11 protein-coding genes are annotated in these 13433 nt (G+C 68.3%); 6 read left to right on the top strand and 5 right to left on the bottom strand.

Translation table 11 applies throughout. From position 1 onward, the window contains the following. Positions 1 to 2: 2 nt before the first annotated feature. Positions 3 to 863, bottom strand: coding sequence for an MBL fold metallo-hydrolase (locus tag ACSVDD_RS03415; protein ID WP_448187883.1), 861 nt, complete (start codon positions 861 to 863; stop codon positions 3 to 5). A 206-nt stretch (positions 864 to 1069) separates the two neighbouring features. Here ACSVDD_RS03415 and ACSVDD_RS03410 point away from each other — a divergent pair, with 206 nt between their 5' ends. The 3 genes from ACSVDD_RS03410 (at position 1070) to ACSVDD_RS03400 (ending at position 3937) form a co-directional block, all read left to right on the top strand. Beyond that, positions 1070 to 2317, top strand: coding sequence for a lipoprotein-releasing ABC transporter permease subunit (locus tag ACSVDD_RS03410; protein WP_448187882.1), 1248 nt, complete (start codon positions 1070 to 1072; stop codon positions 2315 to 2317). Continuing rightward, positions 2310 to 3014, top strand: a complete 705-nt coding sequence (locus tag ACSVDD_RS03405; protein WP_448187881.1) for an ABC transporter ATP-binding protein — start codon at positions 2310 to 2312, stop codon at positions 3012 to 3014. Before ACSVDD_RS03410 ends, ACSVDD_RS03405 begins: the two co-directional genes overlap by 8 nt. A gap of 68 nt (positions 3015 to 3082) precedes the next feature. After that, complete coding sequence (locus ACSVDD_RS03400) at positions 3083 to 3937, top strand: dienelactone hydrolase family protein (RefSeq protein ID WP_448187880.1); 855 nt, start codon at positions 3083 to 3085, stop codon at positions 3935 to 3937. Between the two features lie 104 nt (positions 3938 to 4041). Here the strand turns inward: ACSVDD_RS03400 and ACSVDD_RS03395 are convergent, their stop codons facing one another. Next, a complete protein-coding gene (locus ACSVDD_RS03395; RefSeq protein ID WP_448188502.1) occupies positions 4042 to 8052 on the bottom strand; it encodes a Pls/PosA family non-ribosomal peptide synthetase in 4011 nt (1336 codons plus the stop codon). A gap of 203 nt (positions 8053 to 8255) precedes the next feature. After that, complete coding sequence (locus ACSVDD_RS03390; protein WP_448187879.1) at positions 8256 to 9059, bottom strand: phytochelatin synthase family protein; 804 nt, start codon at positions 9057 to 9059, stop codon at positions 8256 to 8258. A gap of 172 nt (positions 9060 to 9231) precedes the next feature. On the opposite strand from ACSVDD_RS03390, the gene ACSVDD_RS03385 reads away from it, so the two are divergent. The 3 genes from ACSVDD_RS03385 (at position 9232) to ACSVDD_RS03375 (ending at position 11462) form a co-directional block, all read left to right on the top strand. Beyond that, complete coding sequence (locus ACSVDD_RS03385) at positions 9232 to 9927, top strand: hypothetical protein (RefSeq protein ID WP_448187878.1); 696 nt, start codon at positions 9232 to 9234, stop codon at positions 9925 to 9927. A 119-nt stretch (positions 9928 to 10046) separates the two neighbouring features. After that, positions 10047 to 10730 (top strand): HD domain-containing protein, encoded by a 684-nt coding sequence (locus ACSVDD_RS03380; RefSeq protein WP_448187877.1) that lies wholly within the window; start codon positions 10047 to 10049, stop codon positions 10728 to 10730. Positions 10731 to 10886: 156 nt separating this feature from the next. After that, complete coding sequence (locus ACSVDD_RS03375) at positions 10887 to 11462, top strand: polysaccharide biosynthesis/export family protein (protein ID WP_448187876.1); 576 nt, start codon at positions 10887 to 10889, stop codon at positions 11460 to 11462. 47 nt (positions 11463 to 11509) lie between these two features. Here the strand turns inward: ACSVDD_RS03375 and ACSVDD_RS03370 are convergent, their stop codons facing one another. After that, positions 11510 to 12226: a hypothetical protein gene (locus tag ACSVDD_RS03370; protein WP_448187875.1), complete on the bottom strand. Its 717-nt coding sequence runs from the start codon at positions 12224 to 12226 to the stop codon at positions 11510 to 11512. Between the two features lie 2 nt (positions 12227 to 12228). Next, positions 12229 to 13422, bottom strand: coding sequence for a polysaccharide pyruvyl transferase family protein (locus ACSVDD_RS03365; RefSeq protein ID WP_448187874.1), 1194 nt, complete (start codon positions 13420 to 13422; stop codon positions 12229 to 12231). Positions 13423 to 13433 lie beyond the last annotated feature (11 nt).

Raw genomic sequence — 13433 nt, 5'->3', positions numbered from 1 at the left:
CTCTACAGCACGTTCACCGGCACCTTCAGATAGACCACGCCGTTGCTGTCCGGTGCCGGTAACCGGCCGGCGGCGGCGTTCACCTGCACGGCCGGGATGATCAGCGCCGGCATCGCCAGTGTCCGGTCGCGGGCGGTGCGCAGCGCCACGTAATCCGCCTCGTCCACGCCGTCGTGGACGTGGATGTTGGCGCGGCGCTGCTCGGCGACACTGGTTTCCCACGCATGATCCCGGCCGCCGGGGGCGTAGTCGTGGCAGATGAAGATTCGCGTTTCCGGCGGTAACGTCAGCAGCCGGCGAATCGAGCGGTACAGCTGCGCCGCACAGCCGCCGGGAAAGTCGCAGCGCGCGGTGCCGCCGTCGGGCATGAACAGCGTGTCACCGACGAACACCGCGTCTCCCATCCGATAGCTCACCGAGTCCTTCGTGTGCCCCGGCGTGTGCAGCACGCATCCATCAAGCGTGCCGACCGTCAGCGCCTCGCCATCGGCGAACAGGTGGTCGAAGGGCTGGCCGCCGGGGCGGAAGGCGAGGGGATCGTTGAAGACTTTGCCGAAATGCTCCTGCACATCGGTGACCCCGGCGCCGATGCCGATGCGTCCGCCCAGCCGGCGCTGGAGGTACGGGGCCGCCGAGAGGTGGTCAGCGTGGATGTGCGTCTCCAGGACCCACTCCACCGTCAGCCCGTGCTGGGCCACGAAGGCGGCGATGGCGTCGGCGGCCTGTGTGCCGGTGCGGCCCGCGGCAGCGTCGAAGTCGAGGACGGAGTCGATGATCGCGGCCGAGCCGCCAGGCCGGTCGGATATGACGTAGGAGATCGTCGAGGTCGGCGCATGGAAAAAGGGCTGGACGAGCGCGGGCATGACGACTCCCTATGGAGGCGTTGGGCGGCGTTGTTCAGTGTGTTCCCACGTCCCGCCGACGACAATGACGCAGACGTGGGAATCCTCATAGGACATAAGTGAAATCGCCCGGCCCGCACCACGCTTGCGCATCCGGCGCGCGGCACGTATCTACGCTTGAGCGCTGCCGTCCGGCAGGCCGCCGCAACTCGGAACACACCGCCCCCATGATCTTCTCTGCGTTCGAACGCATGGTCGCGATGCGCTACCTCCGCGCCCGCCGGCAGGAGGGGTTCATCTCCGTCATCGCGTGGTTCTCGCTGCTCGGCATCGGGTTGGGTGTCGCGACGCTGATCATCGTCATGGCCGTGATGAACGGCTTCCGGGCGGAGTTGCTCGGGCGCGTGCTCGGCCTCAACGGCCACCTCAACGTCTACTCGTCGCAGCCCGGACCGCTCGTCAATTTCGACGCGCTGGCCGACACGGTGCGCAAGGTGCCGGGCGTGGTCAACGTGACGCCCACGGTGGAAGGGCAGGCGCTGGTCACCGTGCGCGGCATGGCGTCCGGCGCCGTGGTGCGCGGCGTGCGGCCTGAGGATTTCCGGGTGCGCCCGACGCTGTCCCAGCACATCCTGCGCGGCACCGCCGACGCGTTCGGCGACGACAACGTCGCCATCGGCATCCGCATGGCGCAACGCCTCGGCCTGTCGGTGGGCGACCAGTTGACGCTGATCGCACCGCAGGGCAACGCCACCGCCTTCGGCACCGTGCCGCGCATGCGCGCCTACACCATCGGCGCCGTCTTCGACGTGGGCATGTACGAGTACGACAACTCGTTCATTTTCATGCCGCTGGAGCAGGCGCAGCTGTTCTTCCGCACCGGCGACGCGGTGACGTCGCTGGAGGTATTCGTCGCCGACCCCGTGCAGATCCGCGCCCAGCGCGACGCCCTCCAACCCGCCGTGGCGGGCAAGGGCCGCATCGTCGACTGGCAGCAGTCGAACGCCAGTTTCTTCACGGCGTTGCAGGTCGAGCGGAACGTCATGTTCCTGATTCTGTCGCTGATCATCATGGTGGCGGCATTCAACATCATCTCCAGCCTGATCATGCTGGTGAAGGACAAGGGCCGCGACATCGCCATTCTGCGCACCATGGGCGCCACGCGCGGCATGATCATGCGCATCTTCTTCCTGTCCGGCGCCTCGGTGGGCGTGATGGGCACGGTGGGCGGGCTGATCCTCGGCGTGCTGTTCTGCCAGAACATCGAGTCCATCCGGCAGTTCATCCAGATGCTGTCCGGCACCGAGCTGTTCTCGCCGGAGATCTACTTCCTGTCGCAGCTTCCCGCCAAGATCGACTGGGGCGAGGTGGCGCAGGTCACCGCCATGGCGCTGGGCCTGTCGCTGGCCGCCACGGTGTACCCGTCCTGGCGGGCGGCCCGCCTCGATCCGGTGGAGGCCCTGCGCTATGAGTGAGGCCCCCATGCTGGAATTGATCGACGTGGTGCGCACTTTCGATCAGGGCGGCACCAAGCTGGAAGTGCTGCGCGGCGTGCAGCTTGCCGTGCGGCCGGGCGAACTGGTCGGGCTGGTCGGGCCTTCGGGTGCGGGCAAATCGACGCTGTTGCAGATCGCCGGCCTGTTGGAGCGGCCGACCTCCGGCACCGTGCGCATCGGCGGCACCGACGCCGGTAAGCTGGACGACGGCAAGCGTACGGAGATCCGCCGCCGCGCCATCGGTTTCGTCTACCAGTTCCATCATCTGCTGCCGGAGTTCACCGCGCTGGAGAACATCGTCCTGCCGCAGATGATCGCCGGCCTGTCCCGCTCGAAGGCGAAGGAAAGGGCGAACGAACTGCTGCACATGGTCGGCCTCGACCAGCGCGGCACGCACCGCCCGGCGCGGCTGTCGGGTGGCGAGCAGCAGCGCGTCGCCATCGCCCGCGCGCTGGCCAACGCGCCGGGCCTGCTGATCGCCGACGAGCCCACCGGCAACCTCGACCCGCACACGGCGGACAGCGTCTTCGCCACGCTGACGCAGATCGTGCGGCAGGCGCGCGTCGGCGCGCTGATCGCCACCCACAACCAGGAATTGGCCCGACGCATGGACCGCGTGCTGGAAATGCACGAAGGCGTGCTGATCGAGCACGTCCTGCACCCCACGGAAATGTGACCTCAGCCTGGTTGTGGCGGTTGGACGGAGTTGGCACACTTCATCCAACGCACAACGGGAGGGGCCATATGGACCAGAAGATCATTGATCTTTACGATGAGTACACCCACGCACCGCTGGCGCGCCGGGTGTTCCTGGAGCGGCTGACCGCGTTGCTCGGATCCGCCGCCGCGGTTCCCTCGATCCTGGCGGCCATCGAGCCGAACTACGCCATCGCCGCCATTGCCGCCGACGATCCGCGCATTGCTGCGGAGTATGTGAATTTCCAGGGTGCCACCGGCGAAGTGCGCGGCTATGTGGTGCGGCCCAAGGCGGCCGAGCGGGCGCCGGCGGTCATCATCGTCCACGAGAACCGCGGCCTCAACCCGCACATCGAGGACGTGGCGCGCCGCTTCGCCGCCGAGGGGTTCATTGCGCTGGCGCCGGACCTGCTGTCGCCGCTGGGCGGCACGCCGGCCGACGCCGATCAAGCGCGCGACCTGTTCCCCAAGCTCGATGCCGGCAAGACGGTGAACAACCTCGTCTCGGCGCAGAGCTTCCTGCTGTCCTACCGCACCTCGAACGGCAAGGTGGGCGCGGTCGGCTTCTGCTGGGGCGGTGGCATGGTCAATCAACTCGCCATCAAGGCGCCGGACCTCAAGGCGGCGGTCGCCTATTACGGCATGACGCCGGACCCGGCGCAGGTCGGCTCCATCAAGGCGCCGCTGCTGCTGCACTACGCCGGCCTGGACCAACGTGTCAACGCCGGCATTCCGGCCTACGAGGACGCGCTGAAGAAGGCCGGTGTGCCGCACCAGATCTTCATTTACGAGGGCGTCAACCACGCCTTCAACAACGAAACCTCGGCCGAGCGCTTCAACGAGCAAGCCTCCAAGCAGGCGTGGGCGCGCACGCTGGAGTTCCTGAGGCAGTACCTGACTTAAAAAAGGCGCCGCCGCTCCTTCAGGTTTCGCTGTAGGCCATGAGGCCGCCGTCTCGCCATCGGGCGGGCGGCGGCCTTTTGTGTGTCATCGCCGATGAAACCGGATCACGCGGCAGCCTTCAGCGCCGCCGGCTCCGCCGGCCCGTGCGATGCCGCCTGTTCGGCGGGAGCGCCAACCCACTCCGTGTGCGCCGGGATGCCCTCGCCCTTCATGACCAGTGTCAGCGGCCCCAGCCTGGCATAGTCGCCGATGTGCGTGTCGTACAGCACGGTGGACCCGGCGCCGACGGTGACGCCGCTGCCGACGCTGACGCGGCCGACCTTCATCAGGCGGTCCTCGTAGAGGTGCGTCTGCAAGGCGGACAGCGCGTTGAGCGACGTGTAGTCGCCGACGCTGACACAGTCGAACTCGGTCAGGTCGGTGGTGTCCATGAAGACACCCTTGCCGAACTTGGTCCCGAACAGCCGCAGCACCCAGGGCAGCATGGGCGTGCCGCGCAGATGGTCGAGCAGCACCTTGCCGGCCAGCCCCCAGTACAGCACCGCCACCGCCTCGGTCCGCATCGCCCACCACGACCACATGGGTTTCATGGTCGGCTTGTAGCGGCCCATCAGCGCCCACTTCACCAGGATGACCACCGCCACCATGGCCGCCGGGATGGCGACGCCGGCCGCCACGAACAGTGGCAGGAAGGTCTTGTAGTCCGCCGTCAGGATGGAGGGGGCGAGCACCTCCACCGCCAGCGTGCCGAAGGTGATGAACAGCGCGGTCGGCATCGCCAGACTGAACGCCTCGAACACGGCGCGGCCGATACGGCGGGCGCGGGACGGCTCGTAGGTCCAGGCGGCGGACACGCCGTCGAAGGTCTGGCGCACCGGCAGCCGGATCGGCGGGCTGCCGAACCACGTGCAGCCGGGGGTCATCTCGGCGTTGGCCGGCGGCTTCGACTTGATGCCGATCAGCGAGCCCTCCGGGATGATGGCGCCGGCCGGCACCACGGCGTCGTTGCCGACGAACACGCGCGCCTCGGTCTTCACCGGCTTGAGGATCATCCAGCCGCGGCGGATCTCCTCGTCGCCCAGCACCACCTCGTCGGCGATGAAGCACTTCTCGCCGATCTCGACGAGGTCGTAGCGCCCGGCGAGGTTGGCCGAGATCTCCGCCCCCTTGCCGATCTTCGCGCCCATCAGCCGGTACCACGCCCGCATGTAGACGGTGGCGTAGAGCGAGCTGAGCGTTTCCAGCATCACCTCGGTCGCCAACGCGATGATCCATTTGCGCACATAGAACCAGCTGTGCACCGAGTAGGTGCCGGGCTGCACGCGGGGCAGGATGGTCCAGCGCATGGCGGCGATCAGCAGCACCGTGACGGCGACCAGCAGCATGGCCGTCGGCCACGCGATCACCGGCAAATAGGGCAGATAGCTGGCACCCACCAGCCCGCTGAGCCACGCTTCCAGATTGTCGAACAGGTAGAAGGCCGGGAAGATCGGCATCAGGCTGACCGGCGGCAGCGCCAGGACGGCCAGCGTGTAGACCGCCGTCTGCGCGGCTTTGCGCAGCCTACCGGCGGTCGGCGGCTCCGGCAGTTCGTCGCGCGCCACCATGCCCGTGTGCCGGGCCGGCGAGCCGTTCCACACCTCGTAGGCCCCCGTGCGGGCACCGGCGGGCACGGCGGACAGGTCGGCCAGCTCCGTTCCTGTGCCGAGCACCACGTCGTGGCCGATGACGCAAGAGGTGCCGACATAGGCGTCGGCGCCGATCTCCACGGTGCCGATAACCAGCTCGTCACCGATGACCTCGGCGTTGGCAAGCTTGACCTTGTCGCCGATGGAGGCACCGGCGCCGATGCTGACCAGATCGAAGGCGCCGGACTCGAACTCGCCGATCAGCGCGTCGCTGCCCACCTTGGCGCCCAGCGCCCGCAGCAGCACCCGCATCAGCGGCGAGCCCTGGAACCACTTCAGATGCACGAGGCTGATGAAGCGCTGAACCAGCCACCAGCGGTAATAATACACGCCCCACAGCGGATAGCGGCCGGGCTTGGTCCGCCCGATGATCAGCCACTTCGCGGCGATGGCGATGACCACCGTGGCGACGTTGATGCCCATGTAGACGCCGATCATCGTGCCGACGTCCTGGAAGAAGGTCGCGTCCTCGCCGGACAGCAGCATGTAGCTGACGAACACGCCCAGCCACTGCGCCGTCATCAGCGCCAGGATGATCGGCAGCGCCGCGGCCTGCGCGGCACCGCACAGGAAGCGGCGCAGGAGCGGCGGCGGGGTGAAGGACTGGTCGCGGCGGGCGGCTCCGGTACCGCGGGCGTCCATCTTCTCCGCCATGGCGCGCAGCGTGCGGGCGCCGTAGACGTCCTGGAAGGTCAACCCGTCGAGGTGCGCGGTCTCGCGGACAACCGACAGGAACTGCGCCGCCAGCAGCGAGTGGCCGCCCAGATCGAGGAAGAAGTCGGCCTCCAGCGGGATCGCCTGACCGGGGAAGACGCGCTTGGCGGCGTCGAGCAGGGTCGCCTCGGTCGCGGTGCGCGGCTCCTCCTGCTCGCTGGTGCCGGCGTCGGCGGTGAGCGTCGCGGTGCGCAGCGTCTTGCGGTCGGCCTTGCCGGACGCGAGGCGGGGCAGGGCCTCCACCACTTCGAAATGCGACGGCACCATGTAGACCGGCAGCCGGCCGCGCAGCGTCTCGCGCAGGATCGTGGGATCGAGCAGCGCGCCAGCCTGCGGCACCAGGAAGGCCACCAGCCGGTCGATGCTGTTGTCGGTGCGCAGCACCACCGTGGCCTGCGCCACGCCGGGGATGTCGGTCAGCGCGGCCTCGATCTCGCCCAGTTCCAGGCGGAAGCCGCGGATCTTCACCTGATCGTCGATGCGGCCGTGGAACAGCAGATTGCCGGCCTCGTCCACGCTGACCGCGTCGCCGGAACGGTACAGCACCGGGGCGCCGCAATCCGTGTCGAAGGGGTTGGCGATGAACTTCTCGTCGGTCAGGTTCGGCCGATTCAGGTAACCCTGCGCCACGCCGGGACCGCCGATCAGCAACTCTCCCTGCACGCCGGGGGCGACGAGTGCCAGGCTCTCGTCGGCGACATAGCACGTGTAGTTGGGGATCGGCCGGCCGATGGTGACCGTCTCATCCGGCCGCACCTCGGCCACGGTGGCGACCACCGTCGCTTCGGTCGGGCCGTAGCTGTTGAAGATCGTCCGCCCCGGCCGGCACCAGCGCGCCGCCACGGCGGGCGGGCACGCCTCACCGCCCAGGATGATGATCCGCAGGCTGGGCACGTCGCTCGGCAGCATGGCGAGCAGCGTCGGCACGGTGTCGAGCACGGTGACGCCGGCCTCGTTCAGCACGTCGGCCAGCCGGTCGGCGGCGTCCAGCACCTGCCGGCTCGCCACCCACAGTGTGGCGCCGACCAGATAGGGGACGAAGATCTCCTCCAGCGACAAATCGAACGCCACCGAGGCGCCCTGGAACACCACGTCGTCGGCCGTCAGGCCGTAGACCGTGTTTGCGGAGCGCAGATAGTGGCAGATGTTGCGGTGGGAGATGACGATGCCCTTGGGCTTGCCGGTCGAGCCCGAGGTGTAGATGGCGTAGGCCGGGTCGTCCGGCGTCACCCGGTCGGCGCGCAGGTCCGGCGCCCCGGCCGGGAGGTCTTGCTGGTTGAGGTCGTAGAGGTACAGCGCCTCCACCCCCAGCCCGCCGGCCTTGGAGCCCGTGGCGACGTCCACCAGGATCGCCGCGGCGGCGCAGTCGGCGAGGCTCACCGCCACGCGGTCGGCCGGCGCGTCGGCGTCGAAGGGCAGATAGGCGGCGCCGGCCTTGAGGATGCCCAGCAGCGCCACGTGCAGATCCAGCGACCGCGCCATCCACAACCCGACGAACGAGCCGCGGCCGATGCCGCGGGCGCGCAGCGCGTGGGCGACCCGGTTGGCACGGCGGTCCAACTCGGCGTAGCTGACCCGCCTGCCCTCGAAGACGATGGCGGCGCGCTCAGGCGTGGCGGCGGCGCTGGCCGCGAAAATCTCGGGTAACAGTTCGTCGCGCAGCAGCGACGGGTCGGCGGCGCCACGCAGCACCCCCGGTCGCGCGGCGCGCAGAGGGGAGGTGTCGGAGGCCAGGAGTGCCAGGGGCTGGTCGTGTACGGCGATATGCGCGCTCGAAAAGGTCACGCTGCCTCAGCCTTCATCGGTGGAGTTCAGCGCGCTGATTCCCCACTAACGGATAGGCTGGGGCATAGGGCTGAAGGTGGCTGAATGCCACCCAACCGTTCTATGCCGGCTTGGTTAATGAAATATTTCCGTCATCGCCGAAAGTTCGAATCTCCATTTACTGATGCCGCGAATCCCCACCCCGCGTTCTGACGGACCCGAACGCGGATCAGACCGCTGCCGCCGGGGTCGGCGTGGTCGGGTTTCAGCATGGCCTCCAGCAACCTTTCGTCGCTGGACCAGTAGGGTACGTACCAACTGCGATCGACGTCCATGACCAGGACGCGGCGGCGTGCCGAATCGTAGGCGCCCAGCGGGGCGATGTGGCCCACGGTGACGTCGCCGGTCAGCGTGCCCTGGTCGAAGGCCAGCAGGATGATGTCCTCGGCGCTGCGTTCGTTCTCGGTCAGGATGCGGCGCAGCTCGGCCAGCGTCCTTGGTGAGTTGTCGCGCGGGCGGAACACCTCGATCTCGGCCCGCAGGCCGAACGCCGCCAGGGACCGGCGCACATAGCCCACCAACTCGGTGAAGGAGACGCCCTCGCCGGACTCGGCGGTCGCTGCCTTCCAGTTCTCGTCGCCGACGGCGTCCAGCACCGACATCTGGGTGACCAGCTGCTCCGAGGCGTGCATCGGCAGGCCACGCAACGCGTTGATCATCATCGCCACGCTGGCGACCGAACAGGCCGCTCCCGTCTCCTGGGCGACGTAGTAGGGATTGAGCGTCCAGTAATCCGGCGCGTCGTGCGTGCGCAGATACTCGTTGTCCTGGGTGATCGGGACCGCGTCGGGGCCGTACTTCGCCTGCATCCTCTCCGATTGGGCGGGGACCTGCGCGAAGACGGCCAGCGACCCGCTGGCCACCGCCGCGAATACCAGCATCTTCAGTCTGCTCATCCCGTGCGTCCCGTTCCTCCTGTGCCTCAGGCTTGCTGAGATGCACATTGATCACCGCGTCGGGGGTTTCAACAGCGCAGACGGGGAATCGGAACGGACATGCGTGCGGAACGCTTGCGTATTCCCGGCGGCGCGCTAGAACCCGGTCTTCGAACCGTCCAGAGGAACCCGCATGCCCAAAGATCGCGTCGTGAAGCCGGAGAGTCCAGGCAGCGCGCAGGACCGTGCCGAGCGGCTGGTTGCCTCCCGGCGTTGGACGCGCAGCGACCTGGATCTCCTGCGCACCTTGCTGGCGGCGGAGGCCATCGACCGCGACGTCCTGCTGGAGGGCAACGAGACGCGCGCCCGTTCGCTGCGCTCGCTGACCATGCTGCACCTCGCCACCGAAGGGGCCAGCGGCGCCGTCACGATGGACGCCGACGCCAGGGCGGTCGCCACCGACGTGCTGGCGTGGCACGCCCGCAAGCAGGCCAAGGCGGCCATCGGCCCGGCGGCCGAGGGCCGCAAGCGCGGCGAGGACCTCAAGCGCTCCATCGCCGACGCGACGCGGGCGGTGTTCCCGCGCATTCCCACCGAGGTTGCCCTCGCCGCCGCGGTCCGTCTGTCCCCCGCGGCCGTCAAGATGGGGCGCATCCCGGCGGCGCAGGCCCTGGTGGAAGCGGTGGTGGAGATCCGCCTGGACCGCTGGCGCCAAGCCGTTGCGGCGGAGCCCGAGGTGGCGGCGCGGCTGGAACTCATGCAGGCGCGCGGCGAACCCAACCGGGCGGTCAAGCGCTTCCGCGACCAGCGCGCGGTCGAGCGCGTCGAGGCGGAAGTGGCACAGTGGCGCGGCGACCTGGGGCCGGTGACCTCGCGCCGCCTGGGCTAAACACCTTGTCTGATGGGGTTGGGCTGAAGGGGAATTCCGGCACCCTTCCGAAATGACGAGGCGACAGCCGGACCATTCGATCCCATATCGAAAGGTCCGACTGAAAAGGACTCGTGCCCATGCCGAAGGATGTTGTGCTCAGCGACGCCGCCGCTTGGGAAAGCGCCATCGCCGTTTGGTTGCGTGCGAACATTGCCGAGGACCCGGCGCACGACGTGCACCACCTCATGCGGGTGTGGCGGACCGCCCGCGGGCTCGCCGTCGAGGAGGCGCAGGCCCCCACCGCCGCGCGGGTCGACCTGTTGGTGGTTCTGGGGGCCAGCTTGCTGCACGACGTGGTGAACGTGCCCAAGGACCACCCCGACCGCAGCCGCGCGTCGCGCCTGTCGGCCGGCCGCGCCCGGGAGGTGCTCCGCGGCCTGGGCTTCCCCGAAGGATTGCTGCCGGCGGTGTGCCACGCCATCGAGGCGCACAGCTATTCCGCCGGGATCGCGCCGCTGACCATCGAGGCCAAGCTGGTGCAGGACGCCGACCGCCTGGAAAGCCTGGGCGCCATCGGCATCGCGCGGTGCTTCGCCACCTCCGGCCTGATGAAGCGGGCGCTGTTCCACGGCGACGACCCGCTGGCCGAGGGCCGGCCGCTCGACGATCTGCAATACGCGCTCGACCACTTCGAGGCCAAGCTGCTGCGCCTGCCGGCAACCATGCAGACGACCGCCGGCCGGCGGCGGGCGCAGGAGCGCGCCGACTTCCTGCTGACCTTCCGGGAGCAACTGCTGGCCGAAATCGCCGGGCAAGCCTGACCCCGCCACGCGAAGGAAGATAAGGGTTACCTCTGGCGAGGAGCGCTGCTCACGTTCGGATGCGGCTGCTCTACCATATTCTCGCGGCGTATTGCGCGTGTGCGTTGTTAGCTACCATGGCGCAAGCCTTTTGCTTCGTCAGGAAAGGGACCTGCCATGAATCGGCGCACGGTGCTATGCTTCCTAGGGTTTTCCGCCATCGTTCCAGCCCTGGGGCTGGCGGGCTGCTCGTCCATGGACGCCCCGCCCGAGCCGCCGGGCCTGGCGGAGGCCGGCGAGTACAAACTTGGTCCCGGTGACGCGGTGCGGATCGTCGTCTTCGGCGAGGATCAACTGTCGGGCGAGTTCAAGGTGGATGGCTCCGGCACGCTCGCCATGCCGCTGGTCGGTCAGGTCAACGCCAAGGGCAAGACCACGCGCGACCTGGAGAAGGACATCGCCCGGCGCCTGGAGCGCGGCTATGTCAAGAACGCCAAGGTCAGCGCCGAAGTGATCAACTTCCGGCCGTTCTTCATCCTGGGCGAGGTGCGCAACCCCGGCCAGTATCCCTATGTGAACGGAATGACGGCGCTGTCCGCCGTGGCGGCGGCCGGTGGATACACGTATCGGGCGCAGGACCAGTACGTGCTGGTGACCCGCGGCCGTGATCCGGAGAAGAAGATGTACAAGGCGCCGATCACCGCTCCGGTATTCCCCGACGATGTGTTGCGCATCCCGGAGCGGTATTTCTGACTTTTAAGCCCCTCTCCCGTCGCGGGAGAGGGGCTTCAACCATTGCCCTAAAACAACCGCCCCAGTATCATCGCGGCGATCACACCGACCGCTCCACCCAGCACCGCCACAACCAGCCGCAGCGGCCGGTCGGCGTTGCCGCCGGTGCCCTTCTTACCCTCTTCGACGAGCGACCACAGCGTCCCGTCGATGCGCATCAGGAACACCTCCAACCCGGCCACCCGCTCGTCCAGCGTGTGCTGGGCATCGCTGACCGCGTCCAGGCGGCTGCCGACCGCCGCCAACGCCTCGCGGGTGGCGGTGGCGTCGCCGGGGTCGTTGGCGGGCAGGCGGGCAGCCAAATCCCGCAACGCCCGGCCGACGCCGGCCCGCAACGCATCCAACTCGTTGCCGAGGCGGGTGAGGTGCGGGGTCACCGCCTCGTTCAGCAGCCGTTCGGTCTCGCTGCGCTGGCGCAACGCCAGCCCGGCACCGCCCGAGCGCGGCCGGGCGAACGCCACCAGCCGCGACGGGTCGGCGCCGGCCGGAAGCTCCACCTCCGCCTCGAAGGCGTGGCTGCCGATGCCGGCGCCGGTCAGATCCTCGCGGGGCTGGTCGGCGGTGACGATGGCGAGCGGCGTCTCGACACCGTCGAAACGCACCTCGATCTCAAGCGATTCATCCGGCGCGCTGCGGTTCCACGCCCAGCCGTAGACGCGGCGGCCCGCCACCGCGTCGATCCGGCCTTCGAACTGCGGCGCCTCGGTTGCGATGGCGGCGCTCATGGTCAGGCGACCTGACGCTGCGGCTGCGGCCGCGGCTTGGCGGTCACCGCCGGCATGCGGTGGGCGATCAGGTTCTCGTCCAGGAAGTCGCGCATGTCGCGGTAGCGCGTGTAGAAGCGCTGGTTGAACCGCTCGAACAGCGACTGATCCCAGTAATCCTCCAGCACGAACGGCTTGTCGGAGAAGACGTCGTAGCAGGGGATGCCGAAGGTCTCGGCGAACTCGGCGGTGCGGCTGTCGTAGCTGAAGTACACGGACGGCACGCCGTTGGACAGCGCCATCAGATTGCCGTGCAGGCGGTAGCCCAGCACCATGTCCTTCGAGCGCACGAGGTTCTCATAGTCGGCGACGATGTCCGAGTACCACAGGCGGGTGCGGTACAACTCGTCCATCTTCTCGTCGAAGTACCACTGCTTCAGCCATTCCTGCTTGTGCAGGGCGTCCCAGGCCTCGGCCTTCTGGGCGTCGGTGCCCCACAGCATCTTCTTCTCTTCGACCTCGCCCTGCATCATCAGCACGGTGTCGAAGCGGGCGGCCAGATCCTTCACCATCTGCCGGTGCTTGGTCAGGTAGACCTGCACGTCGCGGGCGTAGGCCTTGGACACCTCGCGGCGCATGGTGACGCCGACCCTCTTGATACGCTCCAGCGGCGGCAGGTCGATGCGCATGTCCGGGTTCAGGCCGCGGAAGGCGGTCGGGCAGCCGACGATGCGGGTGTTGCGGATGCCCAGGTCCCACAGCGCCTCGGCGGTGTAGGTGCCGCGCACGCCCACCGTCACCGACTTGTCGGCGATCAGGCGCCAGACGCGCTTGCTCTCCTCGGAAAGCTGGAGCTTGCCGCTCACCGGGGCCTGCGCGCCGACGCCGAAGGCCAGCACGGGGATCTTCAGCTTTGACAGCACCTGCTCGGTCGCCGCCGGCCAGGTGATCTCGCTGTTGATGTAGTTGGAGCCGCGCAGGAAGACGTAGTCGTATTCCGCGTTGACCCGATCCACCTCGGCCTGATTGAACGTGCGGATTTCCAGCACGTCGAGCTTGTCGAACTGCAACAACTTCAGAGAGCTGTCATAGACAAAGGCGTCGCCGATGTTGTGGTAGTGATCGATGCTGGCCTGGATGTTTGCGTAATCATACCACCGCACGCAGTCGTGGTCGTAGACTTCGCCCGACGGGATCATGACGAGGATTTTGGACAAGGATGCCTCCC

The organism is Azospirillum terrae, from assembly GCF_053470425.1.
Note: the sequence above shows the minus strand (reverse complement) of the source record. Positions and strands in the feature narration are given on the sequence as shown.